The sequence below is a fragment of the Candidatus Planktophila dulcis genome (genome assembly GCF_002288225.1).
In the GTDB taxonomy this organism is placed as follows: Bacteria; Actinomycetota; Actinomycetes; order Nanopelagicales; family Nanopelagicaceae; genus Planktophila; species Planktophila dulcis.
Genome location: NZ_CP016777.1, coordinates 1153479 through 1177589 on the forward strand (window position 1 = coordinate 1153479; position 24111 = coordinate 1177589).

Annotated in this window: 22 protein-coding genes; 11 read left to right on the forward strand and 11 right to left on the reverse strand. The window is 48.0% G+C overall.

What is annotated here, in order from left to right:
• Positions 1-879, reverse strand: a complete 879-nt coding sequence (gene menB / locus A1sIIA65_RS05965) for a 1,4-dihydroxy-2-naphthoyl-CoA synthase (RefSeq protein ID WP_095676629.1) — start codon at positions 877-879, stop codon at positions 1-3.
• Between the two features lie 41 nt (positions 880-920).
• Between menB and A1sIIA65_RS05970 the strand changes: the two genes are divergently transcribed.
• The 3 genes from A1sIIA65_RS05970 to A1sIIA65_RS05980 are packed head-to-tail and all read left to right on the forward strand — an operon-like array spanning position 921 to position 3151.
• Positions 921-2015 (forward strand): AMP-binding protein, encoded by a 1095-nt coding sequence (locus tag A1sIIA65_RS05970; RefSeq protein ID WP_095676630.1) that lies wholly within the window; start codon positions 921-923, stop codon positions 2013-2015.
• Positions 1984-2856 carry a 1,4-dihydroxy-2-naphthoate polyprenyltransferase gene (locus A1sIIA65_RS05975; protein WP_223298518.1) on the forward strand — a complete coding sequence of 291 codons (873 nt, stop codon included), beginning with the start codon at positions 1984-1986 and terminating at the stop codon, positions 2854-2856. The genes A1sIIA65_RS05970 and A1sIIA65_RS05975 overlap by 32 nt, the downstream gene beginning before the upstream one ends.
• Before the next feature lie 40 nt (positions 2857-2896).
• On the forward strand, positions 2897-3151 hold the full coding sequence (locus A1sIIA65_RS05980) for a PLD nuclease N-terminal domain-containing protein (protein WP_095676631.1): 255 nt from the start codon (positions 2897-2899) through the stop codon (positions 3149-3151).
• Here the strand turns inward: A1sIIA65_RS05980 and A1sIIA65_RS05985 are convergent.
• From A1sIIA65_RS05985 to A1sIIA65_RS06010, 6 genes are read right to left on the reverse strand one after another with little or no spacing between them, the layout of a single operon-like run.
• Positions 3137-3730, reverse strand: a complete 594-nt coding sequence (locus A1sIIA65_RS05985) for a PQ-loop repeat-containing protein (RefSeq protein WP_095676632.1) — start codon at positions 3728-3730, stop codon at positions 3137-3139. The two genes, A1sIIA65_RS05980 and A1sIIA65_RS05985, sit on opposite strands and share 15 nt — an antisense overlap.
• A 14-nt stretch (positions 3731-3744) precedes the next feature.
• Complete coding sequence (gene ccsB / locus A1sIIA65_RS05990; RefSeq protein WP_095676633.1) at positions 3745-4659, reverse strand: c-type cytochrome biogenesis protein CcsB; 915 nt, start codon at positions 4657-4659, stop codon at positions 3745-3747.
• Positions 4659-6125, reverse strand: a complete 1467-nt coding sequence (gene resB / locus A1sIIA65_RS05995; RefSeq protein WP_095676634.1) for a cytochrome c biogenesis protein ResB — start codon at positions 6123-6125, stop codon at positions 4659-4661. The genes ccsB and resB overlap by 1 nt, the downstream gene beginning before the upstream one ends.
• Positions 6125-6850, reverse strand: a complete 726-nt coding sequence (locus A1sIIA65_RS06000) for a cytochrome c biogenesis CcdA family protein (RefSeq protein ID WP_095676635.1) — start codon at positions 6848-6850, stop codon at positions 6125-6127. The genes resB and A1sIIA65_RS06000 overlap by 1 nt, the downstream gene beginning before the upstream one ends.
• Entirely contained in the window at positions 6847-7383 is a 537-nt protein-coding gene (locus A1sIIA65_RS06005; RefSeq protein WP_095676636.1) for a TlpA disulfide reductase family protein, read from the reverse strand. The genes A1sIIA65_RS06000 and A1sIIA65_RS06005 overlap by 4 nt, the downstream gene beginning before the upstream one ends.
• Position 7384: 1 nt before the next feature.
• On the reverse strand, positions 7385-8005 hold the full coding sequence (locus tag A1sIIA65_RS06010; protein WP_095676637.1) for a histidine phosphatase family protein: 621 nt from the start codon (positions 8003-8005) through the stop codon (positions 7385-7387).
• A gap of 50 nt (positions 8006-8055) precedes the next feature.
• Between A1sIIA65_RS06010 and A1sIIA65_RS06015 the strand changes: the two genes are divergently transcribed.
• The 4 genes from A1sIIA65_RS06015 (at position 8056) to A1sIIA65_RS06030 (ending at position 13836) form a co-directional block, all read left to right on the forward strand.
• Positions 8056-8817, forward strand: a complete 762-nt coding sequence (locus A1sIIA65_RS06015; RefSeq protein WP_095676638.1) for an HAD family hydrolase — start codon at positions 8056-8058, stop codon at positions 8815-8817.
• Positions 8818-8879: 62 nt separating this feature from the next.
• On the forward strand, positions 8880-11081 hold the full coding sequence (locus A1sIIA65_RS06020; protein ID WP_095676639.1) for a helicase-associated domain-containing protein: 2202 nt from the start codon (positions 8880-8882) through the stop codon (positions 11079-11081).
• A complete protein-coding gene (locus A1sIIA65_RS06025) occupies positions 11078-12190 on the forward strand; it encodes a M20/M25/M40 family metallo-hydrolase (protein ID WP_223298519.1) in 1113 nt (370 codons plus the stop codon). The genes A1sIIA65_RS06020 and A1sIIA65_RS06025 overlap by 4 nt, the downstream gene beginning before the upstream one ends.
• Positions 12187-13836, forward strand: a complete 1650-nt coding sequence (locus tag A1sIIA65_RS06030) for a DNA repair helicase XPB (protein WP_095676640.1) — start codon at positions 12187-12189, stop codon at positions 13834-13836. The genes A1sIIA65_RS06025 and A1sIIA65_RS06030 overlap by 4 nt, the downstream gene beginning before the upstream one ends.
• Here the strand turns inward: A1sIIA65_RS06030 and A1sIIA65_RS06035 are convergent.
• Positions 13799-14044, reverse strand: coding sequence for a glutaredoxin family protein (locus tag A1sIIA65_RS06035; protein ID WP_095676641.1), 246 nt, complete (start codon positions 14042-14044; stop codon positions 13799-13801). The genes A1sIIA65_RS06030 and A1sIIA65_RS06035 overlap by 38 nt on opposite strands.
• A 35-nt stretch (positions 14045-14079) precedes the next feature.
• Here A1sIIA65_RS06035 and A1sIIA65_RS06040 point away from each other — a divergent pair, with 35 nt between their 5' ends.
• Complete coding sequence (locus tag A1sIIA65_RS06040) at positions 14080-16455, forward strand: fibronectin type III domain-containing protein (RefSeq protein WP_095676642.1); 2376 nt, start codon at positions 14080-14082, stop codon at positions 16453-16455.
• On the opposite strand, the gene A1sIIA65_RS06045 is transcribed toward A1sIIA65_RS06040, so the two are convergent.
• A complete protein-coding gene (locus A1sIIA65_RS06045) occupies positions 16452-17633 on the reverse strand; it encodes a hypothetical protein (protein ID WP_095676643.1) in 1182 nt (393 codons plus the stop codon). The two genes, A1sIIA65_RS06040 and A1sIIA65_RS06045, sit on opposite strands and share 4 nt — an antisense overlap.
• Entirely contained in the window at positions 17633-18433 is an 801-nt protein-coding gene (gene proC, locus A1sIIA65_RS06050) for a pyrroline-5-carboxylate reductase (RefSeq protein WP_095676644.1), read from the reverse strand. The genes A1sIIA65_RS06045 and proC overlap by 1 nt, the downstream gene beginning before the upstream one ends.
• A gap of 30 nt (positions 18434-18463) precedes the next feature.
• Here proC and A1sIIA65_RS06055 point away from each other — a divergent pair, with 30 nt between their 5' ends.
• From A1sIIA65_RS06055 to A1sIIA65_RS06065, 3 genes are read left to right on the forward strand one after another with little or no spacing between them, the layout of a single operon-like run.
• On the forward strand, positions 18464-19273 hold the full coding sequence (locus A1sIIA65_RS06055; RefSeq protein ID WP_095676645.1) for a DUF3109 family protein: 810 nt from the start codon (positions 18464-18466) through the stop codon (positions 19271-19273).
• Positions 19274-19299: 26 nt separating this feature from the next.
• The gene (gene radA, locus A1sIIA65_RS06060; RefSeq protein WP_095676646.1) at positions 19300-20667 is read left to right on the forward strand and encodes a DNA repair protein RadA; all 1368 of its coding nucleotides are present in this window, start codon (positions 19300-19302) and stop codon (positions 20665-20667) included.
• Entirely contained in the window at positions 20667-21515 is an 849-nt protein-coding gene (locus A1sIIA65_RS06065) for an HhH-GPD family protein (RefSeq protein ID WP_095676647.1), read from the forward strand. The genes radA and A1sIIA65_RS06065 overlap by 1 nt, the downstream gene beginning before the upstream one ends.
• A gap of 1 nt (position 21516) precedes the next feature.
• Here A1sIIA65_RS06065 and A1sIIA65_RS06070 read toward each other — a convergent pair whose 3' ends face one another.
• Complete coding sequence (locus tag A1sIIA65_RS06070; protein ID WP_095676648.1) at positions 21517-24018, reverse strand: ATP-dependent Clp protease ATP-binding subunit; 2502 nt, start codon at positions 24016-24018, stop codon at positions 21517-21519.
• Positions 24019-24111: the final 93 nt, after the last annotated feature.

The window sequence follows — 24111 nt, forward strand, 5'->3', positions numbered from 1 at the left end:
TTAAGGTCGCTTAGGAAACTTTCCAAAGTCAGGCTTGCGCTTTTCCTTGTATGCATCTCGGCCTTCTTGGCCTTCTTCAGATAAGTAGAAGAGAAGAGTGGCATCTCCTGCAAGCTGTTGAACTCCTGCAAGTCCATCATCTGCAGCGTTCATTGAAGCCTTAATCAGGCGAAGTGCCATTGGAGAGTTCTGCAACATCTCCCGGCACCATGAAACTGTTTCAGCTTCCAACTCTTTCAGTGGAACAACGGTGTTAACAAGTCCCATAGAGAGAGCTTCTTGAGCATCGTATTGACGGGTCATAAACCAGATCTCACGAGCCTTCTTCTGTCCAACACTTGCGGCCAATAAACCTGAACCATAACCGCCATCGAATGAACCAACCATCGGTCCTGTCTGACCAAACTTTGCATTATCTGCAGCGATGGAGAGATCGCAGACAACGTGAAGAACATGTCCTCCGCCAATTGCCCAACCAGCGATCATTGCAACAACTGGTTTTGGTGTGCGACGAATTTGTACCTGAAGATCTAAGACATTGAGTCGACCAACACCTTGCTGAGCAAGTGAATCATCGCCGAGGTATCCATCATCTCCACGAACACTGATATCTCCGCCAGAACAGAATGCGTCATCACCTTTACCTGTAAGGATGATGACGCCTACTTCTGAGTTATCGCGTGCTAAATCAAATGCTGACTTCAATTCAATAATTGTTTGTGGACGAAATGCGTTGCGCACTTCTGGACGGTTGATAGTAATTTTTGCAATGCCATCTGCGACTTCATAGGTGATGTCGGTAAAAGATTCTCCGCCGCGACCTGTTACCCATGCTGGGATAGTCCGGTCACCAAAATCACGCTTAATAGGCTTGCTCACGATTCCTCCATCTGGTCTACGAGCGATAGCCTACGCGTGCAATGGAGCAGAACGCACAACGAGAACTTCGCTCAGCCGATCCCGAATGGACCGCCAGCGAATCGATGGCTCATGTCTCTGGCGCCCTGAAATCAGATGGGCCAGCACTGGTATTTGCCCGCTCATCACTCACCCATGTTCCTCAAGCCATCAGCCTTGTCATCGCAACGACAGGAAGCTCTGGCACTCCTAAAGAGGTTGGTCTTTCTGCATCCGCGCTGATCTCTTCAGCACGTGCATCCAATAAAGCACTGGGTGCAGAACCTGGAAACACATGGTCACTTCTCTTGCCTCTTTCACATATCGCAGGAGTTAACGTAGTAATTCGCGCACATGAACTTGGAACCGAACCTATTGATCTGCGTAGCCATAAAGGTGAATACCCTCATGCCGATTTCACAGCCATCGTTCCCACACAATTATTTAAAGCTCTTCACGAAGATGATCAACTCCTGAAGCATCTGACTGGCGCAAAGGCTGTCTTAGTTGGTGGAGCAGCACTTGCAGCAGATCTGCATCTTGCGGCCACGAAGGCTGGGATCAATATTGTTGTGACATATGGAATGACTGAAACAACAGGTGGGTGCGTCTATGACGGAGTGCCACTTGATGGTGTGGAAATTTCCATCACATCTGAAAACCGAATTGCAATTAAGGGAACAGTTCTGGCACAGACTTACCTTGGCGCCGAATCACTCTGGGATGCGCAACTCAAAGATGGATGGTTTCTCACATCTGACTTGGGACGTATGGAGAATGGAAAACTTGTTGTTGAAGGTAGAAGTGATGATGTGATCATCTCTGGTGGAGAAAACATCTCACTGAGTGCCATCGAGAGCTCTCTTCATGACCACTTTCCTCACGCATCATTTGCTGCCTTCTCACTCAAGGATGCGCAGTGGGGACAATCTCTCCACGTGGCAATTGCTGGAGACGGTGCAACAACTGATGATGAGATTTCACAGTATCTATCTGAGCGCTTTGGAGATTTCAGTAAACCCAAGGGATATCTCCATATTCCTGAACTTCCGCTCATTGGTATTGGTAAAGTAGACCGCATCAAACTTGCAGAGCTCTATATGGAGGCCTCACATTAATATTTGGATTCAAGGAGCTCGTCCTCGCACGCTTCCTGCAGCAGTTGCCCCCGTCATTGTTGCAACAGTGCTTGCAGGTAAAGAGTGGAAGCCTCTTCAGGCACTTCTTGCACTCATTGTGAGTTTGGCTCTACAGATTGCAGTCAATTACTCGAATGATTACTCCGATGGAATTCGCGGCACCGATGATGATCGCGTGGGCCCTGTTCGCCTCGTTGCTTCAGGTCTTGCCTCAGCACAATCCGTAAAGCGCGCAGCGCAAATCTCATTTCTCGTTGCATGTGTTGCAGGACTTGTTCTTGCATCCCTATCTGCATGGTGGGTCATCCTTGTTGGTATTGCTTCCGTACTTGCAGCATGGGGCTATACCGGTGGCCATGCTCCATACGGTTACCGAGGATTTGGTGAACTCTCTGTATTCACATTCTTCGGTGTGGTTGCAACTGTGGGTACTTTTTATGTTCAAACTCTTGAGATAACACTCGCAGCATTTGCAGCATCTATCCCAATGGGTGCACTCTCCTGTGCTCTGCTTGCCATCAATAACATTCGCGATATCCCAGGTGACCAAGCTGTTGGCAAGAAGACTCTTGCTGTAAAGTTAGGCGATCAAAAGGCCCGAAAGTTCTTTGTAGGACTTTTGATTACTGCATATATCTTTCCAATTTTCACCGGTCACACACTGGCTCTCCTGACATTGGCAACTGCACCTGCCGCCTATGCAATTGCTCGAGAAGTACTTGCTGGGGCAAAGGGCGCCGATCTCATTCCATTACTTGGCAGAACCGGTCAATTGCAGCTGCACTTCGGGCTCACCTTCGCTCTTGCACTCTCGTTTTAACGAGTAAGCAGAGCTAGATACAAAGGATTAGAATCTCCTTATGGTTCGCGCGCTCCTCATTCTCTTGCCTTTGGCACTTACCCTCTACACATTTGTGGACTGTGCGATGCGCGATGACTCGCAAATTAAGAAGATTCCTAAGTGGGGTTGGTTGCTAGCAATTCTCTTCTTGCAGCCCTTTGGTGGAATCGTTTATCTCTTCATCGGACGCAATCGTGGCCCTAAGGGTCCAAAACCTGGGAAGAAGCGCATTCTTCCTCCCGATGACGATCCAGATTTCTTACGTAGTCTGTAACTCTCTTCGGCGCTTACCAATCAGTTCCAGAACAATGACTGAGATGTTGAGTGAGACTGCGATGGAAGCACTCAGAAGTATGAGTGAAACATCAGCAAGCAGAGCATAAACAAACCAGAGAGCAATACTGATCGAGCTCACACTCAGTCCACTGATAGATACTGCAGTGTCAGCACCAGCATGCAAGTTCTTATAAGACCTAACAATTTGAGGCGTTTGTGCAAAAACCACAAGAATCAGAATCGTAGAGACAACAGCACTGGGTAGATTGAGAATGAGCGCTGAGAGAGCTGATGCATATACCGATAGAAGCGCAATAGATTTCAGATTATTCTTCATGATTGCCATGATCACACTCGCATTAACGAGCGCTGCTCCTATATTTGTCAGAAGCACAGAAGGTGAGCTGATATCAAAACCATATGCACCCCAACAAGTAGAAGTTCCAAACAGGAGTAACCACGAGATCAGACTTACTCCACGGCCATGACCAAGGCGACGAACACGCAGTGCTTGTGGAAGTCCAACGAACATTCCGAGGCCACCTGCAATAAAACCAACTACTTCTGCAGAAATCATCTAGTCAAGGCTTCTTACAAACCTGAGTAAGTATGTTTGCCGGATCCCCACACATTGACATAGACGTAGTTAAATAAGAATGTTGAACCTGCAAAGATGCAGAGCCATGCTGCGCGTCGACCACGCCAACCCACTGTCACGCGAGCATGGAGATAGGCCGCATAAGCAACCCAGGTAATAAATGCCCACGTCTCTTTTGGATCCCAACCCCAATAGCGTCCCCATGCACTCTCTGCCCAGATCGCACCAGCAATGACTGCAAAGGTCCAGAGTGGGAATACAAATGCAACGAGGCGATAAGAAAGTTGATCAAGGACTTCAAGAGATGGGACTCTCTGTAACCACACTGGGCGTGGACCACGTGCTTCTACTCGCTCAAGATATAGATAAGCACCAGCTACTACGTTGGCGAGTAGGAAGACTCCGCCAGAAATAATCGCGGCTAAGACGTGAATGACTAACCACGTTGATTTCAGCGCAGGAACAAGTGGTGCGCTATTGCGATAGAGCAGAGTAATTGCGGTACCAAGTGTTAAGAGAACTGAGAGTGAGACAAAGAGCCCAAGCCAGCGAAGATCATATTTACGAAGGGCTGCAAGATAGGCGCCGGTAAATGCTAAAGCTCCCGTAATAGAGAACTCATACATATTTCCCCATGGGACATGTCCATTTGAAATTCCACGAGCCACGATGCCTGCGAGAAGAAGAATGAAACCAAGAATCATCATTGCAGTTGCAATGCGTGCCGACTTCTCTGTTCGCTTGTAATCAAGAGTCTTCAGAAGAAGGTTTCCATCTGTTGAATCAGCAGCCTCAGGTGCTCGCACAGCAAAGGCAGTTTCAAAGGCGTGTGCGATAAAGGAGATAGTAAAGACAGCCATTGCGGAATACACAGAGTAATTTGAGATGTAGGCCCACGTTGTCTGCATTACTTCTCTCCCTTAATTGCGCTTACAAAATTCTCTATCTCAACATCAAGTCCTGGCGCACTGTTCTTTGCAAGTCCTGCAACTTCTACTCCGGCAGATATAGTGCGAACCCAGATTCGACGACGACGACCATAGAGTGAAGAAAGTAGACCTAGGATGGCAAGAATAGCGCCGATGAGCGCATAACTCTTTCCGGGATCATCGACGAACTGAAGGTTGACCCACGGAACAACTGTCTCGAGTGTGATGGAGCCCTCAGGATAGGTGAAGGTTTCACCTGGCTTTACTGAACCTAAACCGACTTTCTCTAACTGGCTTGTATCAATTCTGTACACGGATTGGGGAATGCCTGAATCAAGACCTAGATCGCCTTTCCAAATAGAGAAGAGAAGTTTGGGATCTAAGAGCTCAGGAAATATTGATACTGCGCCTTGATCACTGGTGCGCGCATTTGTTGGAACGAAGGAAGATACAAAGCCAATCTGTGGCTGTGCATCGGGGACTTTGATCGAACCAATAGAGCGGAGATTGCCATCCTGTGGCAAGAATGGAATAGGTCCCTGAAGAGCGACATTTCCTTCTGAATCTCTCACCGTGACAACTGGGCTATAACCATTTGCTTGCAAGTAGACGCGGGTATTGCCAAAGGTAAGGGGCTTATTAACTTTTATCACTTTCTTATAGGTGCTGCCGTTATCAGTGATTGTGACCCATGCTGTGTAATCTTTTGGAGCATTGGTCACCGGATCGTATTCGCCCAGGAATTTATCGAGCTTAATCTCAAATGTCGGAAGTGATTTTTCGCCTGTGAGTTTTCCAAATGAGACTGAGTCATAGGAAGTTGCCACGTTAACAAAACGCTCACCCACGTTGATGATTGCTTCACCGCGCATTCCAAAGAGAGAGCCGAAGCTGACACCAACAAGAATCAAGATAAGTGAGAGGTGGAAGAGAAGATTTCCTGTCTCTCGCACGAAACCTTTCTCGGCAGAGATTGAATTGCCTTCGACGCGCACTCTGAATCTATTCTTCTTAAACCAGAGCGCTGCGCGATCTAGCGACTCAGCTCCACCTGCAAACTCCTGATGGTGCTCAAGCCTTGATAAATTCTTCGGTGTCACAGGCGGTTGAGCGCGCATCGCCTTGTAATGCTCAACGCTTCGAGGCAGAACACAACCGATGAGTGAGATGAAGAGCAAGATATAAATTGCACTAAACCACGGGGATCCATAAACATCAAAGAGTGAGAAGCGGTCATACCATTTAGCTAAATCTGGATTTGTAGTGAATAACTCACGCACTGCAATCTGATTGGTAATACGTTGAGGAATCAACGAACCTGGAATTGCAGCAACGCCCATCAGCATCAGCAAGATCAGCGCCGTGCGCATACTTGTGAGCTGGCGCCATGCATAATGAATGAGGGCAATAAAGCCTAGCTCTGGTACTTCAATCTCTTTGCTCATTAGATCACCGGTGCGAAATCTGTAATAAGGGAGCGCATCTCAATCATGAAATCTGTCCAAAGACCAGTTAATTGCAGAAGGCCAATAACAATAAGTAGGACTCCGCCCACCTTTGAAACTTTATTACCGCTCTTCACTAGTACTTTGCGCAGCTTCTCTGATTTATCTAGAAATACACCGGATGCGATAAATGGAATTCCAAGTCCAATGCAGTAACCGAATGACAACACAGCTCCGCGCACTGCACTCGATTCTTGGAATGCCAGTGCCTGCACACTCGCCAGCGCTGGACCAATACAAGGCGTCCATCCAACTCCAAAGAGGAATCCGAGCAGTGGTGCTCCAATGAGTCCACCATTGGTTGCAATCTTTGGCTTCAGTGTTGGCATCATGGGAAATGCTCCGAGGAAGATCACTCCCATAAGAATTGTGAGAACTCCGAGAACTCGAGTAATCGACTCTTCATTGGTGGCAATTCGTGCACCCAGTTCGCCAAAGAGAACTCCATAGGAGATGAATAGGGCGCTAAAACCAAGGACAAAGAGCACAGAACCTAGGAAGAGTTTTCCGCGGGAGTTAGAAAATCCAGCAGCAAATGAGAGATAGCCGGGCACAAGTGGAAGCACACATGGAGAGATGAAGGAGATGAGTCCTGCAAGCACAGCAATAGGAAAAGCAGTCAGTAAGAAACCATCCATGATGTGGTTGACAACAAATTCTCTCATTCTGCTCTCACCTCTTCAATGAGGGCAGTAAGGGATGCAACTGTGACCACACCTGAAACGCGTGAGGCAACTTTGCCGTTTCGATCAATAATCACAGTTGTAGGAATTGCATTGGCAGGAAGAGATTTACTAAATCCAATCAGGATTGAATCATCAATCAGCGTTGGGTATGGGGTTCCGCGCTTTCGCGTGAAAGCCTCAGCATTAACAGGGTTATCGCGTGTAAGGATTCCAATGAATTGAACATCTGAGAAGGTGCGAGAGAGCGCTGCCAGAGTTGGCTCTTCTGCTCTGCATGGTGAACACCATGATGCCCACACATTAACTACCGCAATTTTTCCTGGAGTGAATGTGAAGTTCTCTCCACTGAGGGTCATACCTGAAATTGCAGGAGCAGCAATTCTGCTGCCCGCTTTCATCTTTGTGATTGCCCCACTACCTGCAATAAAACTCTCTTGAGCTTGTGATGCTCCACCATTGCTGCAGCCAGTCAGAAGCATGACCGATGCGAGAGCGATGGCAAGTTTTTTCATACTATTTTGGAGGAAGAAGATGCTTAGCAGGTTCGGAATATGAAGTACCAGAGATCATTTCTTCATCATCGAAGTGAACGCTAGTTACTGATGCCAATGTGCACTCACGTTTGCGTGGATCATGCAACATGCTGCGTCCCTCAATGGCACTTCTTAAAATCCAAATAGGTAGCTGATGTGAAACAACGATTGCATCTTTACCTTTAGCCGCCTTATTGGCATCAAAGATTGCAGCAAGCATTCGAGAGATTTGCTCTTCGTAGGGTTCTCCCCATGATGGCTTCCACGGGTTATAAAGATGGCGCCATGCAGATGGATGCTTGAGCACTCCACTACCTAATTCAAATGATTTTCCTTCAAAGATATTTGCAGCTTCAATAAGTCGATCATCGGTCTTGATATCAATTGAGTGCGCACGAGATATAGGTGCTGCTGTCTCTTGCGCTCTCTGTAGTGGTGAGACGTGAAGAGCGCCAAGATCAATTGACTTAGACCACTCACCAATTGTTTGTGCCATCTCTTGTCCGCGCTGTGAAAGTCTCCATCCAGGCTGACGTCCGTAGAGAATCTTGTTGGGATTCTCTACTTCGCCATGGCGAATGACGTGGACAGTTGAACTCATGGAGTAAGCATAAAGCGTCGAAAAACCGCCCCAATCGCTAAGGTAGTGACATGGCACTCACCTCGAAACGAGCAGCCTTCTTCGATGTAGATAACACCCTTGTTCGAGGGTCCACGCTCTACTTCCTTGGAAGAGGCATGTACCAGCGTGGCTTCTTCACCAACGCTGATATCTCTCGCTTTGTTGTCGCCAATATTCGATTCCGCATGACGGGGACTGAGAAGAAGGAAGTCATCGAGAAATTCCAAAATGCAGCCACAGATTTTATTGGTGGCCATGCAGTTGATGACATCAAAAAAATTGGTGAAGAAATTTATGATGAATTCGTCTCGCCAAAGCTCTGGCAAGGAACATTTGAAATAGCCAAGTCACACTTAGATAAAGGTGAAGAAGTCTGGCTAGTGACAGCTGCTCCACAAGATATGGCAAACATCATCGCTCAGCGATTAGGGCTAACTGGTGCCCTTGGTAGTAAGGCTCATATTGAAAATGGAATCTATACCGGCACGTTAGATGGCAAGCTCTTGCACGGAGCTGAGAAGGCGATAGCAATTCAAGGTTTAGCCAAGGAACATGGTTTTGATCTAGAAGATTGTTATTCATACTCTGATAGCCATAATGACATTCCATTGCTGCAAGCAGTGGGGCATCCTTGTGCAATTAATCCAGATGCCGTTCTGCGCATTCGCGCACTTGCCGAAGGATGGCCCATCCATGATTTCCGCAGAGCACGTTTTCTCAATCGATTGCTTGGTCCAGCAGTAAGTCGACTTGCTGCACTTGCAACCTTGCTTACTCCTCGCAAGCGCTAGATCTGCCTACTCTGCACCTCAATTAGCGCACACGCCTCACTTACGGCTATCGTTGGCAGGTTATGGAAATTCGCTCTTACGCTGACTATCTACGCGCACTCGATGATGCCGCTTTAATTTCCATGTTCAACCACCGCCCTGATCTTGTAACGCCGGTGCCGCCAGATATGGCAAGCCTTGCTGTGCGCGCATCCTCTGCCCCCAGCCTTGCTCGCGCAGTAGATGCGCTCAATAAGTGGCAACTCCAAGTTCTAGAAGTCTGCGCAATTCTTCCTGAACCATTCTCTGAAAAAGATGTCACTGCTCTGACAGAGAAATCAGCTCTCTTTGTTATTCCTGGGCTTATTGAGCGGGGCCTTCTCTATACGGATAAAGATGGACTTCGCACCCCCACAACTCTCAAAGAAGTTCTTGGCAATGAGATTGCAGGTCTTGGCCCTGCATCAATGTCGAAGTTGAAGTTAAAGAAGTTAGATGAAGTCCCTGCTCCTTCTAAGAAAGTTCTCGATGCAATGGTCTGGGGACCACCTCGTGGAGCGATTGCAGATATTAAGAAGCCAAGTGTGGGTGTTCAGTGGCTGCTTGAAGAAGGATTCCTTATTCCATTTAACCAACAGACTGTTGTTCTTCCACGTGAGGTAGCAATCTACTTACGTGGGAATACAGTCCATCGCGAACTAGAAACATCTCAGCCATCGGTTACTGGCAGCAAGCGCGATATGCGCAATGTGCAGTTAGCAGCGATTGCAAATATCACCACCTTCCTGCGATGGACTGAAGAAGTACTTAACTTCTGGGCGCAAGAGCCAGCTACAGCACTTCGCTCTGGGGGCTTGGGTGTTCGTGATCTAAAAGAGCTTTCGCTGCACCTAGGTGTCGATGAATCCTGCACAGCATTTGTCGCTGAAGTTGCATACCTATCAGGGCTTTTGACAATTGATCCCGATGACAAGATTTTGCCCACACATCAATTTGATATCTGGTTAACGCAGAACGCATCTGTGAAGTGGCAGTTACTGGCATCAGCGTGGCTGAGCACCTCTCGCGTATCTGGCCTCGTTGGAAAAGAAGGCAGTAAAAATGTTGCACCGCTTGGGCCGGAGTTAGATCGCTCATCAGCGACAACAACCCGTCGCCTCACACTCACTCTTTTGCAAGAAAATTCTCAAATAGCAGTAGATATTGATTCACTCTTTGCAGCAGCCACCTGGCTTGCACCGGCAAAGCGTGCAGGTGGATTACAGAAGGATTACATTCTCTGGGCTATGCGCGAAGCTGAATGGCTAGGCATAACAGGACAAGGCGTTTTATCCTCATATGGCGCTGACTTCCTGACAGGTGGCGATAGCACATCAGTTGATACCGATCTTCCTAAGGCCGTTGACCACATTCTTATTCAGAGCGATAACACTGCAATTGCTCCAGGACCGTTAGAACATGAAGTAGCACAAGAGCTTGCACTCATCGCAGATGTCGAATCACGCGGTGGTGCCACAGTATTTAGATTCTCTGAAGGATCAATCCGTCGAGGACTTGACCATGGTCGCACTGGCGAAGAGATTGCAAAGTTTCTTGCAAAGACTTCCAAGACCCCAATGCCACAGCCTCTTGAATATCTCATTGCAGATGTTGCAAAGAAACATGGAAAGTTGCGCGTTGGAAATACCGCATCCTTTATTCGCTGTGAAGATTCGGCGCTGATCGCCCAGATTCTTGGAGATAAACGTCTTGATGTTCTAGGCCTTCGAAAGATTGCACCTGAAGTTCTTATCTGTGGGCACGATGCAACAGAGGCAATGAATATTCTGCGCAGTTGTGGTTACTTGCCAGCTGCTGAGGATTCACGTGGACTTCTCTTAAGTGGTCCACGTATTCAACGAGCACAGTCAAAGGCGCGACCACCACGCATCATCGGTGAATACGAGCGACCAGATGAGATTCAGATCGAAGGTGCGCTACGCGCGCTGCGTACTGGTGAGAAATCCAGCCGCAAGCAGAGCACGATGCGTAACATTGCAACTGAAGCTCTCGGTTCATTGCCACGATCGACAGCAAATGAAACTCTTGAACTCTTAAGTGATTACTTACAGAATCAACCAACTAAGTCGCTATCTATTGGTTATGCCGATAACAATGGTCTTGTCTCACATCGAATCATCGATCCTTTGAAATTATCTGCAGGATCACTGGTTGCGCGCGACCATGCCACCGGTGAAGTGCAGACCTTCAGAATCGCGCGTATTACGGGGGTTGCTGCCTTATGACGAGCGAGAAAGCCTCCGAATACGGCAGACTTGAGCCTATGTTGGCACCCCTTGAAGCATTGGTTCGGTGTGAATCCCCCACTGACGATCTTGATGCGTGCCGCGAAGTAGTTCGTCTTGCTAGCGATATCGCAACGCGTGTTCTCGGAGTTCCTGCACAGATTAAAGAGATTGAAGGACGCCCCGTATTTTGGTGGGGAGCAGAAGAGCCTGATGTATTAATCCTCGCTCACCTCGACACAGTCTGGCCGCATGGTTCCTACCAACCTCTCTGGGAGATCAAAGGTGATGTTCTTCGCGGTCCTGGAACATTTGATATGAAGGCTGGATTTATCCAGGCTCTCTATGCACTCAAAGGAATTGAAGGATCTGTTGCACTTGTCGCAACAACAGATGAAGAGACAGGAAGCCACGCATCTAAGGCTCTCATCAAAGATTTATCATCGAAGGCAAAAGCAGTTCTCGTTCTTGAAGCATCCCTTGATGGCAAAGTAAAAACTGGTCGCAAGGGAACTGCGATGTATCAAATCAAAGTTCTTGGTCTTGCAGCCCATGCCGGCCTTGAACCTGAGAAGGGCGTCAACACAACAACAGAGATAGCACATGCCATCTTGGCTCTTTCATCACTTGAAAGTGCTGAACATGGAACAACTGTTGTCCCCACACTTCTTCATTCAGGAAATACGACAAATACTGTTCCTGATGTTGCAGTCCTTGATATTGATGCCCGTTCATTTTCACAAGCAGAGCTTGCGCGCGTTGATAAAGCAATTAAGAATTTCACAGCCGTAAATCCCAAGGCTCGCCTAGAAATCACAGGAGGGCTCAATCGCCCACCATTGCAACCGTCTTCAACGAAAGCTCTCTATGAACGCGCAGAGAAAGTTGCTGCAGCGATTGGTATGAAGCCACTGGGATGTGCTGAAGTAGGCGGAGCTAGTGATGGAAACTTCGCAGCAGCAGCTGGCGCCCAAGTACTTGATGGCCTTGGCGCTGTGGGTGGTGGAGCACACGCTCCTACTGAATGGGTAAGCGTCTCTTCCATGCAAGAGCGCAGTGATTTCCTGCATGCCTTTATCAAAGACTTACTAGCGAAGGATGTTTCATGACCGATGGACCACTGATTGTCCAGAGCGATAAAACTCTTCTTCTCGATGTTGATCATGTTCTCTCTACTGAATGCCGCCGCGCAATTGCACCCTTTGCTGAACTTGAACGTTCTCCTGAACATATCCACACATATCGCCTGACAAATCTAGGTCTCTGGAATGCACGTGCTGCAGGCCACGATGCAGAGCTCGTCATCGACACTCTTATTAAGTATTCCAGGTATGCAGTCCCACATTCATTACTCGTCGATGTTGCAGAGACAATGTCTCGTTATGGTCGTCTTCGCCTTGAAGCAGATCCTGTGCACGGGCTCATCCTTGTTACAACTGACACAGGCGTGCTGGAAGAAGTAATCCGAGCAAAGAAGATTGCTCCACTTCTTGGAGTTCGTATTGATAAGGAAACAATTGCTGTTCACCCAAGTCAACGTGGACAGATTAAGCAATCACTTCTTCGTCTTGGTTGGCCAGCAGAAGATTTTGCAGGCTATGTTGATGGACAAGCACATGACATTGCACTCAAACAAGATGGATGGAAGATTCGCCAATATCAAGAGCATGCCGCAGAAGGATTCTGGCATGGTGGCTCTGGTGTTGTTGTGCTTCCATGTGGTGCTGGAAAAACTATTGTTGGCGCAGCCGCAATGGCACATGTCAAGGCAACAACCTTGATTCTTGTGACAAATACAATTGCTGCTCGTCAATGGCGTGAAGAGCTACTCAAGCGCACAACACTTCTCGATGATGAGATCGGTGAATATTCAGGAGCGAAGAAAGAGATTCGCCCTGTCACTATTGCTACATACCAAGTGATGACGAAGAAGAAGAATGGTGTCTATGCCCATTTAGATCTCTTCGATACTCATGACTGGGGGCTGATTATTTATGATGAAGTACACCTACTTCCCGCTCCCATCTTCCGCTTTACTGCAGATATCCAATCTCGTCGTCGCTTAGGCCTGACAGCAACACTTGTGCGCGAAGATGGAATGGAAGGTGAAGTCTTCTCACTTATTGGCCCAAAGAGATTTGATGTGCCATGGAAAGAGATTGAAGCGCAGGGCTATATCGCACCTGCTGAATGTATTGAAGTGCGCGTTAACCTGACAGAGGCAGAACGTCTGTCTTATGCAACTGCTGAACCTGAAGAGCGTTACCGATACTGCGCAACTACTCGCACCAAGCGCAATGTTGTGGAAGAACTTGTCGCTCACCATGCGGGAGAACAAGTACTTGTTATTGGGCAATACATTGATCAACTCGATGATCTCTCTGAAACTCTCGGTGTTCCACTGATTAAGGGCGATACACCACAGAAAGAGCGCGAACGACTCTTTGCAGCATTTCGCACAGGTGAAGTCACATGCCTAGTTGTTTCCAAGGTTGCCAACTTCTCTGTCGATCTTCCTGAAGCCACGATTGCAATTCAAGTATCGGGTGCATTTGGCTCACGCCAAGAAGAAGCACAACGCCTGGGCCGCATCTTGAGACCTAAGGCAGATGGGCGCGGAGCTAAGTTCTACTCTGTTGTCTCACGTGACACTATAGATCAAGATTTTGCACAGAACCGTCAGCGCTTCTTAGCTGAACAGGGTTACTCCTACAGAATTATTGATGCCGACGATGTTTTTCTAGGGAAGTTCTAAAGCGTTCTGGATCAATCCGATAAAAGTCATGGTGCTCGCCATTGATGTGAATCACAGGAACTTCATTTCCATATAGCTTTTCTAGTTCTGGATTGCCGTCGATATAGATAATCTCAATCTCAAATGCGAGTTCTTCGCGCATGCCCTCTAAGGTTTTCACAGCATCTTCACACAGATGACAGCCTTGGCGAGAGTAAACGGTAACCATGACTGCATTCTCGCATCCTGATAGCGTTACCCGCTATGAGAGGCCAGATAAGACGCAGTGGACCTTTCTTCCTCGTATTAGGCCTGATTGCCTCACTTCTTCTACCAACGCAATCTGTTGCACTCTCCAATTTCAAAGTAGCTCCATCAACTGTCTGGGGTTACACATACGCAGGTAAGGCAACTGGAATAACGCAAACTCGTCCACCTAAAGTTGCTTATCTTGAGCAGAAATCAAAATTTGTAGTTAATTTCAAGAACTTTCCTGAATGGGCGAAGAAGGATTTCCAAGCAGCGGTAGATATCTGGGCAGCGAATTTTTCATCAGATGCTCCCATCACGATTGATGCATCATGGGGACGATCAGCTTCTATCGGAGTTCTCGGTAGCGCACGTCCTGGAAATTACTATTCTGGCTTTGATGGGGCACCTGATCAGAGTCTCTGGTATCCATCAGCTCTTGCTAATGCTTTGGCCGGAAAAGATTTAGATCCTCAAACTCCAGAGATGGTTATTCAAGTCAACTCTGTTGCTAACTGGAATACACGTAACGATGGAGCTCCGCGCGCAAATGAGTATGACCTTCAATCTGTCTTTCTCCACGAAATGGGACACGGCTTAGGATTCTTATCTACTGATTCTTATGATCAATTCTTTGGTTATGGAACTATCGAACAACCAACTCCTTATAACGCTTACGCCCAACTTCCCGATGGTCGCCGCCTTTCAGATCTTCCATCTCCCTCCATCGAACTTGGTAAGGCGCTGACATCAACACTTGTCTGGGCTGGTCCACTGGGAATGGCAGCTAATGGTGGACAGAAACCAATTCTCTACACGCCGGCGCGCTATGAAGAAGGCTCATCTGTTAGCCACCTTGATGAAGCTACCTACTCAAATCTAGGTGCGAATTCGATCATGACTCCCAATCTTGATGCAGGTGAAATTTTCAGAGAGCCAGGTTCTCTTCTACTAGCAATGATGGAAGATCTACGTCGTAAACCACCTGTGGGTATTGCAGTTGGTGTGCCACAAGTAGTGCGTAATGCTGCTGCCATCATCGCCGATAGCTCAGCCATCATCACCTTTGACCCTCCTGCTAATGCGCGAACAGCACAGATCACTAGTTACTCAGTACGTAATCTCAAGACTGATCAAGTAAAGAGCTCAACCGAATCTCCGATTATCGTTACAGGGCTGAAGAACGGCACCAGTTATAGCTTTAGCATCGTTGCATCCAATACCAATGGAACTTCCGATGCTGTCATTACAGCCCCCATGACTCCACAAGTTGGCTGGAAGAGATTTGTTATCGATGAGAAGGCTGATGCAAAGCATGTCACCAGCACGCTCTTTAACGGTAAGCCACTTATTGCTTATACCGATTCAAAGAGCGGAATTTTAAAGATTGCAATCTGGGATGGAAAATCGTGGAAGAAGTCGACCGTAGATGGAGCGGGAGGAACTGCAGGACGCATCAAGACCGCTATTACAAGTCCTATCTCACTCTGCGTGAATGGTTCTGGCCTTGCTCAAACTCTTCACATCTTCTACTCCGAAAGTGGAGATCGCGATCTGCGCTATGCAACCTATGACGGCAAGAAGTTTTTCTATGAAATCGTCGATGGCAACGGTGTGCAGGTAAATGATTACAAGGACCCTGTTCGTGTTCGCACAGGTAGCGATGTCAGCATCTCTAACGCATGTGTTGCAACATCAGGTGGAATCCAAGTCTTTTATCGCGATGAGAGCCAAGGAATTCTCTTAGGTGCTACAAAGGCTAAGGGAACCTCTAAATGGGTATACGAACTAGTCGATGGTGATCGTAAAACCGATGGTCGCAGCACAGGCGATGTCGCCTTCCATCTCAAAGCGCTCTTTGATGGCAAGAAGACTTATGTTGTCTATGACTCAGTTCTAACAATCAGCCAGAAGAAGCAACCCACCTCCGGTGAGGTGCGCGTTGCATCGCGCACAACACTGTCTAGTGATGCCTGGAGTTATTTCAACCTCGACACATCAGGCAGTGCAACGCCTATGACTGGCTTTGATGTCTCGATTGCAAAGACTCTCAATGGAATTCAAGCCACCTGGCTTATCTCATCTCCTGCAACTGCGCCTAACCCAAATCGAATTCGCTGGAGTCCGGTACAAAACCCACCAACACAAGGTGTTGCAACGAGTGAGCTCTATGGCGCTCCAGGCAAATACCTCAACACTGATGGCTCATTTATTGCATATAACTGCTTCCAGCGCCTCTGTGTTCTCGATAGCGCAAGAGCGATACCAACAATTAAATTGGTTTCTACCGAACAAAACCCTGATGGTGTTGCCTCCGCCTGGGTTACTGTCGATCGCGTGAAGTACTTAGTGGCCGGTTATAAAGGCCAACTTTCAATGTTTCGTCCTTAAGGTAATTTAAAGAGGGAAACGCTTTGGGCACTCGTCTTTGCTAAGCCGACAAGTCCTAACTCCTTTGAATATGCCAGTGAAATTGGCTCTGTTATTTCAGATGAGCCATATGCCCCAGCAATCACTCCTTTAACATCGAGTGCGAGTAGCAATACTGATGCACTCGTTGGTTTCCAGCCAATCACACCTGCAACTGCAGAGCTGGAGGAGATAGCACCGTATGTGGTGTTTCCAGCAGTTAGCACTGTTGAAGTTCCAAGAGATGGAACTCGCATGGTCCATGTTGGTGCAAGTGCCATAGTGAATTTTGTAAAGGCGGTTTCAATAATTTTTCCACTCTTCACAAATCCAGTCAGTGCAAGAGTTGAATCAGCTGCAAGCCATGCTCGATTTGCTTTGGGGGCTGAGCTTCGAACAACAGATGCAATAGCTCCTGTCTTTGACACTCGAATCAACACACCATCGCGCACTCCAGCTAACTTCTTACCTGCCAAAGTTTCTGCACTGCTTCCAAAGACTGATACAGAACCATCGCTGTGGCGCACGACTGCACCTAGCTGAGTCTTTGATGTTCCAATCGATATGACTTTGCCAAATACTCCATTAGCCGTAGCGCTGATGAGGAAAGGCTTATCAAGTAATTGCCCGACAATAGAAACTCCACTTGCGTTGACCGAGATTGCATTGATCAGAGCTGGTGCGCTTTGGGAGAGCGTGTAAGTGCCTAAGAGATCACCCAGTGGAGAGAGCTTCCAGAGAGTTAACTGATTCATATCACCGCGAAGTTTTGTAACAGGTTCTGCAATGACTCCATCAGGATTTTCTGCCTGGATGGGAGCTGTCGCACTCTCAACAGAAGTCAGCACAGATGATGCACCTGCCAGCCACACATTGCCGAGTGGATCAACTGCAGAAGTAAGAGCTATCTCATCCACGCCTGAATCAATGGTCTTCTGCCACAGCTGTGCGCCGCTGATATCCATCCCTGTAAGGAGAATATTTGAGTTCAGCCCTTCAGTATTGCTCACAGTAACAATTGTCTTTCCTGTTACAACCATCGCTTCTGCGTTCACTGTTGCAATAATGGTCAACTTCTTTATGGCAACAGATTTAGGTGCCGCAACTGCTGGTGTTATTCCAACGAGCAGTAGTGCGAGAAATAATGCAGTGCGCTTCATTATTGAGCGAGTTCTCCAGCGCGACGAGCAGATGCTGCCATCGCATCGGCAACTATCTTAGAAATTCCAGCTTCATCAAAGACAGCGATTGCCTCAGCCGTTGCACCTTTAAGACTTGTGACTTTTTCACGTAGTCGTGTTGGTGTGTCCCCTGATTCATCAAGGAGAGCTGCCGCGCCCACAATAGTTTGAATGCTCAGCGTTGTTGCATCATCACGTGATAGTCCCATTGCAACTGCTCCATCGATCATCGCCTCCACAAATCTAAAGAAGTAGGCAGGCCCTGATCCACTTGTTCCTGTGAGGGCATTCTGTAAATCTTCAGGAATCTCAATCGCCTTACCTGTTGAGGCAAGTAGTGTTTGAACAAATTTCTTTTGTGCATCCGTCACTCCTGCGCTAAGTGAATATCCAGCCATTCCCTTGCCAACCAGAGTCGGAGTATTGGGCATAACGCGAGCTATGAATTGATGGTTACCAAGGCCCGCTGAGATGCCTGCAATGGTCTTTCCAGCAAGCAGTGAGATGACGAGGGCATCACTACGCAGATGTGGCGCTATCTCAGGCATAAGCTCGCTCAGGCCTTGAGGTTTGATACCTAGTAGGACTACATCACTACTGCGTAGAGCCTCACCCAGAGTCTTAACACCAATTGAATATTTGGTAACTAATTCATCGCCTCTTTCAGGTCGACGAACTACAGCAGTTATTGATGATGCAGGAGCTCCAGATCGAATAAGGGCGGCGATAAATGCTTCACCCATTACTCCGGCACCAACGACTGCAATCTGATTAGCCATGGCGAAAGAGTACGCGTAGGCTCTGCGACTATGTCAGAGATAAAGCCAGGTTTTGCACGCGACTGGGTCGAATTCGCAGATCCCAACGATGAAGAAGAAATCTTCAAATGCGACCTCACCTGGTTGACCTCCTTCTGGACCTGCATCTATGGCGATGGCTGCCAGGGTGTTTTCAAAGACCGTCCTAATGATGGGTGCTGCACAGAAGGTGCGATGTATTCAGATGAAGATGATGAAGAGCGCGTTCGTAAGGCAGCAGAATTCCTGACTCCAGATATGTGGCAGTTCTATGAAGCAGCTCGCCCAAAGAAGCCAGGTGGAAAACTTCGTATTACAGATCTCGATGAAGATAATGATCGCAAGACTCGCACTGTCAATAATGCGTGCATCTTCCTTAACCGTAAAGGCCATGAAGCTCCAGGCTTTACTGGTGACTTCGGTTGCGTACTACACCACCTTGCACAGAAGAGAAATATTCACTTTGTAGATACAAAGCCTGATGTATGTTGGCAATTACCACTTCGCAGAAGTTTTGAAACTCGCGAAGTTGGCGAGCGCGAATATTCAGTCACGGTCATTGGTGAATATGAACGCCTTGGTTGGGGCGATGGCGGAGAAGATTTCGATTGGTACTGCACAAGTAATACCGATGCTCACGTCGGTAGTGAACCTGTGTATATCTCCAACAAGGCTGAGCTTTCACAGTTGATGGGTAAGGATGCATATGCGATCCTGGCTGAGCACTGTGATCGCCGCGTTCAGGGTATTCGCGATGCTCAGGCTCGCTCACTGCCGCTCTTTATTATTCAACACCCAGCCACTCTCGCTGCCGGCAAGTAGTCAGCGCTCTCCTCTAACCTACGACTATGGCTAAGGTTGAGAAGGAACCATTTCGTTGCTCTGAATGTGGATGGGCATCGCAGAAATGGGTTGGTCGCTGCGGTGAGTGCCAAGCATGGGGCTCTGTTGAAGAGTTAGCCGCTCCTAAGAAACTCTCACTCGTTGCAGGCACTGTCACCTCAAAGGCCACACCTATCGGCGATGTTGATCTCTCATCTGCTCGTGCACGTGCCACAGGTGTATCTGAACTCGATCGCGTATTAGGTGGCGGGCTAGTACCAGGGGCAGCAATCCTTCTTGCTGGCGAACCTGGAGTTGGTAAATCAACTCTTCTCTTATCAGTTGCTGCGCAAACTGCCGCTAAAGGAATTCCTGCCCTCTATATCTCAGGTGAAGAATCTGCCTCCCAAGTTCGACTTCGTGCCGAACGTATCAATGCAGTTGACCCCAAGTTATTTCTTGCATCTGAAACAGATTTAGGCGCAGTCATTGCCCATATCGATGCAGTTAAACCTGAACTTCTCATCATCGACTCCGTGCAGACAATTGGTTCATCTACGGCAGATGGCTCACCTGGCGGTGTCACACAGGTGCGTGAAGTTGCTGGTGCACTCATTCGCATCTGTAAAGATCGCGATATCACTCTGCTTCTGGTTGGCCATGTCACTAAAGATGGATCTATTGCAGGCCCAAGACTTCTTGAACATATCGTCGATGTTGTTCTGCAATTCGAAGGTGAGCGTCACTCACGCCTTCGCCTTATCCGCGCCATAAAGAATCGTTTTGGTGCAAGTGATGAAGTGGGGTGCTTTGACTTAAGTGATACTGGTATTGAAAGTGTTCTCGACCCCACAGGGCTCTTCACATCGCGCCATGCAGAACCTGTGCCGGGCACATGCGTCACAGTCACTCTCGAAGGTCGCAGGCCACTGCTTGCAGAAATCCAGGCACTTGTGAGCGCAGGGCGAGAAAATGATTTCGGAAATGCTCGTCGCGTCACAAGCGGCCTCGATTCAGCCCGCACATCAATGACACTTGCAGTCCTTGAACTTCGTGCACATATTCGCGTCGGTGGTCGTGATGTCTATGCAGCAACTGTGGGCGGAATGAAGATGTCTGAACCTGCTGCAGATTTAGCTCTTGCACTGGCTGTGGCATCTGCTGCAAAAGGTTTAGCACTTCCAGCAGATCTTGTTGCTATCGGTGAAGTCGGCCTTGCTGGGGAGATTCGCAAAGTAAGCGGTGTTTCTCGTCGCCTTGCTGAGGCTTACCGCCTTGGATTTAAGCGCGCACTTGTTCCAGCAGGTTCTGATGTGAAGATCGATGGAATGGAAGTCGTTGAAGTCTCTCGCCTTGATCAAGCGCTGCAGCAAGTAAAAATCACTGGCGAATAATGCTCGAGAAAGAGATTATTTCTTGGTTTAAGAAGAATAAACGAGATCTTCCATGGCGCAAGACTGACACATGGGGCGTTTTAGTTTCAGAATTTATGTTGCAGCAAACTCCGGTCAATCGAGTGCTCCCTGTTTATATCGAGTGGATGAAACGCTGGCCAACTCCCGCACTGCTTGCCAAAGCAACTCCTGCGCAAGTAATTACTGCATGGGGTCGCCTTGGTTACCCACGTCGTGCACTGCGATTGCATGAATGTGCAAAGGTGATTACTACCCAATACAAGGGAGTTATTCCACGAGAGGAATCAGAGCTGCGCAAGCTTCCCGGCATCGGTGAATACACAGCAGCTGCCTTGGTCGCCTTTGCATTTAGTGGGCGCTCACTCGTACTCGATATCAATATCCGAAGGCTCTTTGCTCGCATTATTGATGGAGTTGAATCCCCCAAGCTCTCTGCCACAAAGGATGAGAAATCACGCTATGAAGAACTCATTCCAAAGAAAGATCCGCATTTATGGGCAGCTGCCACGATGGAGCTCGGTGCACTGGTGTGCACATCACAATCGCCTAAGTGCGGAATCTGCCCAGTGGCACACGAGTGCACATGGCGCAGTCTTGATTATCCAAAATCAGATCTCATAAAGCGCACGCAGAGTTGGCATGGAACTGATCGCCAATGTCGCGGAACTGTTGTGCAGGCGCTGCGTGAGAATGATGTGCTCACCAAAGCTCAGATATCACAGCTGTGGGATGTTCCATCACAGCTCGAGAAAGCCTTACTGACGCTTCTCGATGATGGACTTATCGAATCTCGCGGCAAGAATAAATATTCACTGCCAAGAAATTAATTTAGGCAGTAGGTGCTTCCGCTAGATCCCCAGGGCTATCAGGTGATGAAACCTTGGGTGAGCCTGTAAAGGTGAATTTCGCATCTGCATCAACACCTTCAACATCGACCACAATGATTTCACCAGCCTTAAGCTCGTTAAACAAGATGCGCTCTGAAAGTGAATCTTCAATCTCACGTTGAATGACGCGACGCAATGGACGCGCACCAAGGAGTGGGTCATAACCACGCAGAGCAAGGAGATCCTTAGCAGCCTGTGTGAGTTCGATTCCCATGTCCTTAGCCTTCAAACGCTCATCAAGGTTAGCAATCATGAGATCCACGATGTGAATAATCTGTTCTCTCGTGAGCTGGTGGAAGACGATGACATCATCGATGCGGTTAAGAAATTCTGGGCGGAAGTGGTTCTTGAGTTCATCTTGAACCTTGCCCTTCATGCGATCGTAATTCGTTAAATCATCATCAGCGTTGGAGAAGCCAAGCCCAAGTGACTTAGAGATATCGCGTGTTCCAAGGTTGGTTGTCATGATGATGACAGTGTTCTTAAAGTCGACTGTGCGACCTTGTGAATCTGTCAGGCGACCATCTTCAAGAACCTGAAGAAGTGAGTTAAAGATATCTGGGTGTGCCTTTTCGATCTCATCAAAGAGAACAACAGAGAATGGACGACGACGAACCTTCTCAGTCAGCTGTCCACCTTCGTCATAGCCGACATAGCCTGGAGGTGCACCGAATAGACGTGAGGCTGTGTGGCGCTCTGAATATTCAGACATATCAAGTTGAATCAACGCTGTCTCATCACCAAAGAGGAATGAGGCAAGTGTGCGTGAGAGTTCAGTCTTACCAACGCCTGAAGGGCCAGCGAAGATAAATGATCCACCAGGGCGCTTAGGATCTTTTAGACCTGCACGAGTACGGCGGATTGCTTGTGACAGAGCCTTAATCGCTTGATCTTGACCAATAACGCGGCGGTGAAGTTCATCTTCCATGCGAAGAAGACGCGCAGTCTCTTCTTCAGTCAACTTAAATACTGGAATACCCGTTGATGCTGAAAGCACCTGAGCGATGAGTTCTTCATCGACTTCAGTGACCTTATCGAGATCGGTTGCCTTCCAATTCTTTTCTGCTTCTTGCTTCTCTTGGATAAGAGTCTTCTCCTTATCGCGAAGAGTTGCAGCACCTTCAAAATCTTGTCCATCGATTGCAGATTCCTTAGCTTTGCGAGCATCAGCGATCTTGTCATCGAATGCGCGAAGTTCAGCAGGTGCTGTCATGCGCTTTATGCGAAGACGTGAGCCTGCCTCATCAATAAGGTCAATTGCCTTATCGGGAAGGAAGCGATCTGAGACATAACGGTCTGCAAGATTTGCAGCTGCAGCCAGTGCGCCATCTGTGATGGAGACACGGTGGTGTGTTTCATAACGATCGCGAAGACCCTTAAGAATTTCGATGGTGTGAGCCACAGATGGCTCCTTCACCTGAATAGGTTGGAAACGACGCTCAAGTGCTGCATCTTTTTCAATGTGCTTGCGGTACTCATCAAGAGTTGTTGCACCAATTGTCTGGAGCTCACCGCGAGCAAGCATCGGCTTTAAAATGCTTGCTGCATCAATAGCACCTTCAGCTGCTCCTGCGCCAACGAGTGTGTGAATTTCATCGATAAAGATAATGATGTCACCGCGAGTTTTAATCTCTTTAAGAACCTTCTTCAAACGCTCTTCAAAATCTCCACGGTAGCGAGAGCCAGCAACGAGTGCACCTAAATCAAGTGAGTAGAGCTGCTTATCTTTGAGTGTTTCAGGAACATCGTTCTTAGCAATAGCTTGGGCAAGACCTTCAACAACTGCAGTCTTTCCAACACCTGGCTCACCAATAAGAACTGGGTTGTTCTTTGTGCGACGAGAGAGAACCTGCATTACGCGTTCGATCTCTAATTCACGACCAATAACAGGATCGAGCTTTCCTTCACGAGCAGCTGCTGTGAGGTTGCGACCGAATTGATCAAGGACGAGTGATGTTGATGGAGTTCCTTCTGCAGGACCACCTTGTGCAACGGTCTCTTTTCCTTGATATCCGGAAAGTAATTGAATAACTTGTTGGCGCACGCGATTGAGATCTGCGCCAAGCTTTACGAGAACTTGAGCTGCAACGCCTTCGCCTTCGCGAATAAGTCCAAGAAGAATATGTTCTGTGCCGATGTAGTTGTGGCCAAGTTGTAGCGCTTCACGAAGTGAAAGTTCAAGAACTTTCTTTGCACGTGGAGTAAATGGAATGTGGCCACTTGGTGCTTGCTGTCCTTGACCAATGATTTCTTCCACTTGAGCGCGAACGCCTTCAAGTGAGATGCCGAGAGATTCAAGACCCTTTGCAGCAACGCCTTCACCTTCGTGGATAAGACCGAGGAGGATGTGTTCTGTGCCGATGTAGTTGTGGTTGAGCATGCGTGCTTCTTCTTGAGCTAGGACAACAACGCGTCGAGCTCGATCGGTAAAGCGCTCAAACATGGGCATTACTCCTTCTACTTAATTCAACGAACTATCGGTAAGCCTATAACCCAGCGTGGGCAAGGCGCGAGGTGGAATGGCTATATGTCATAG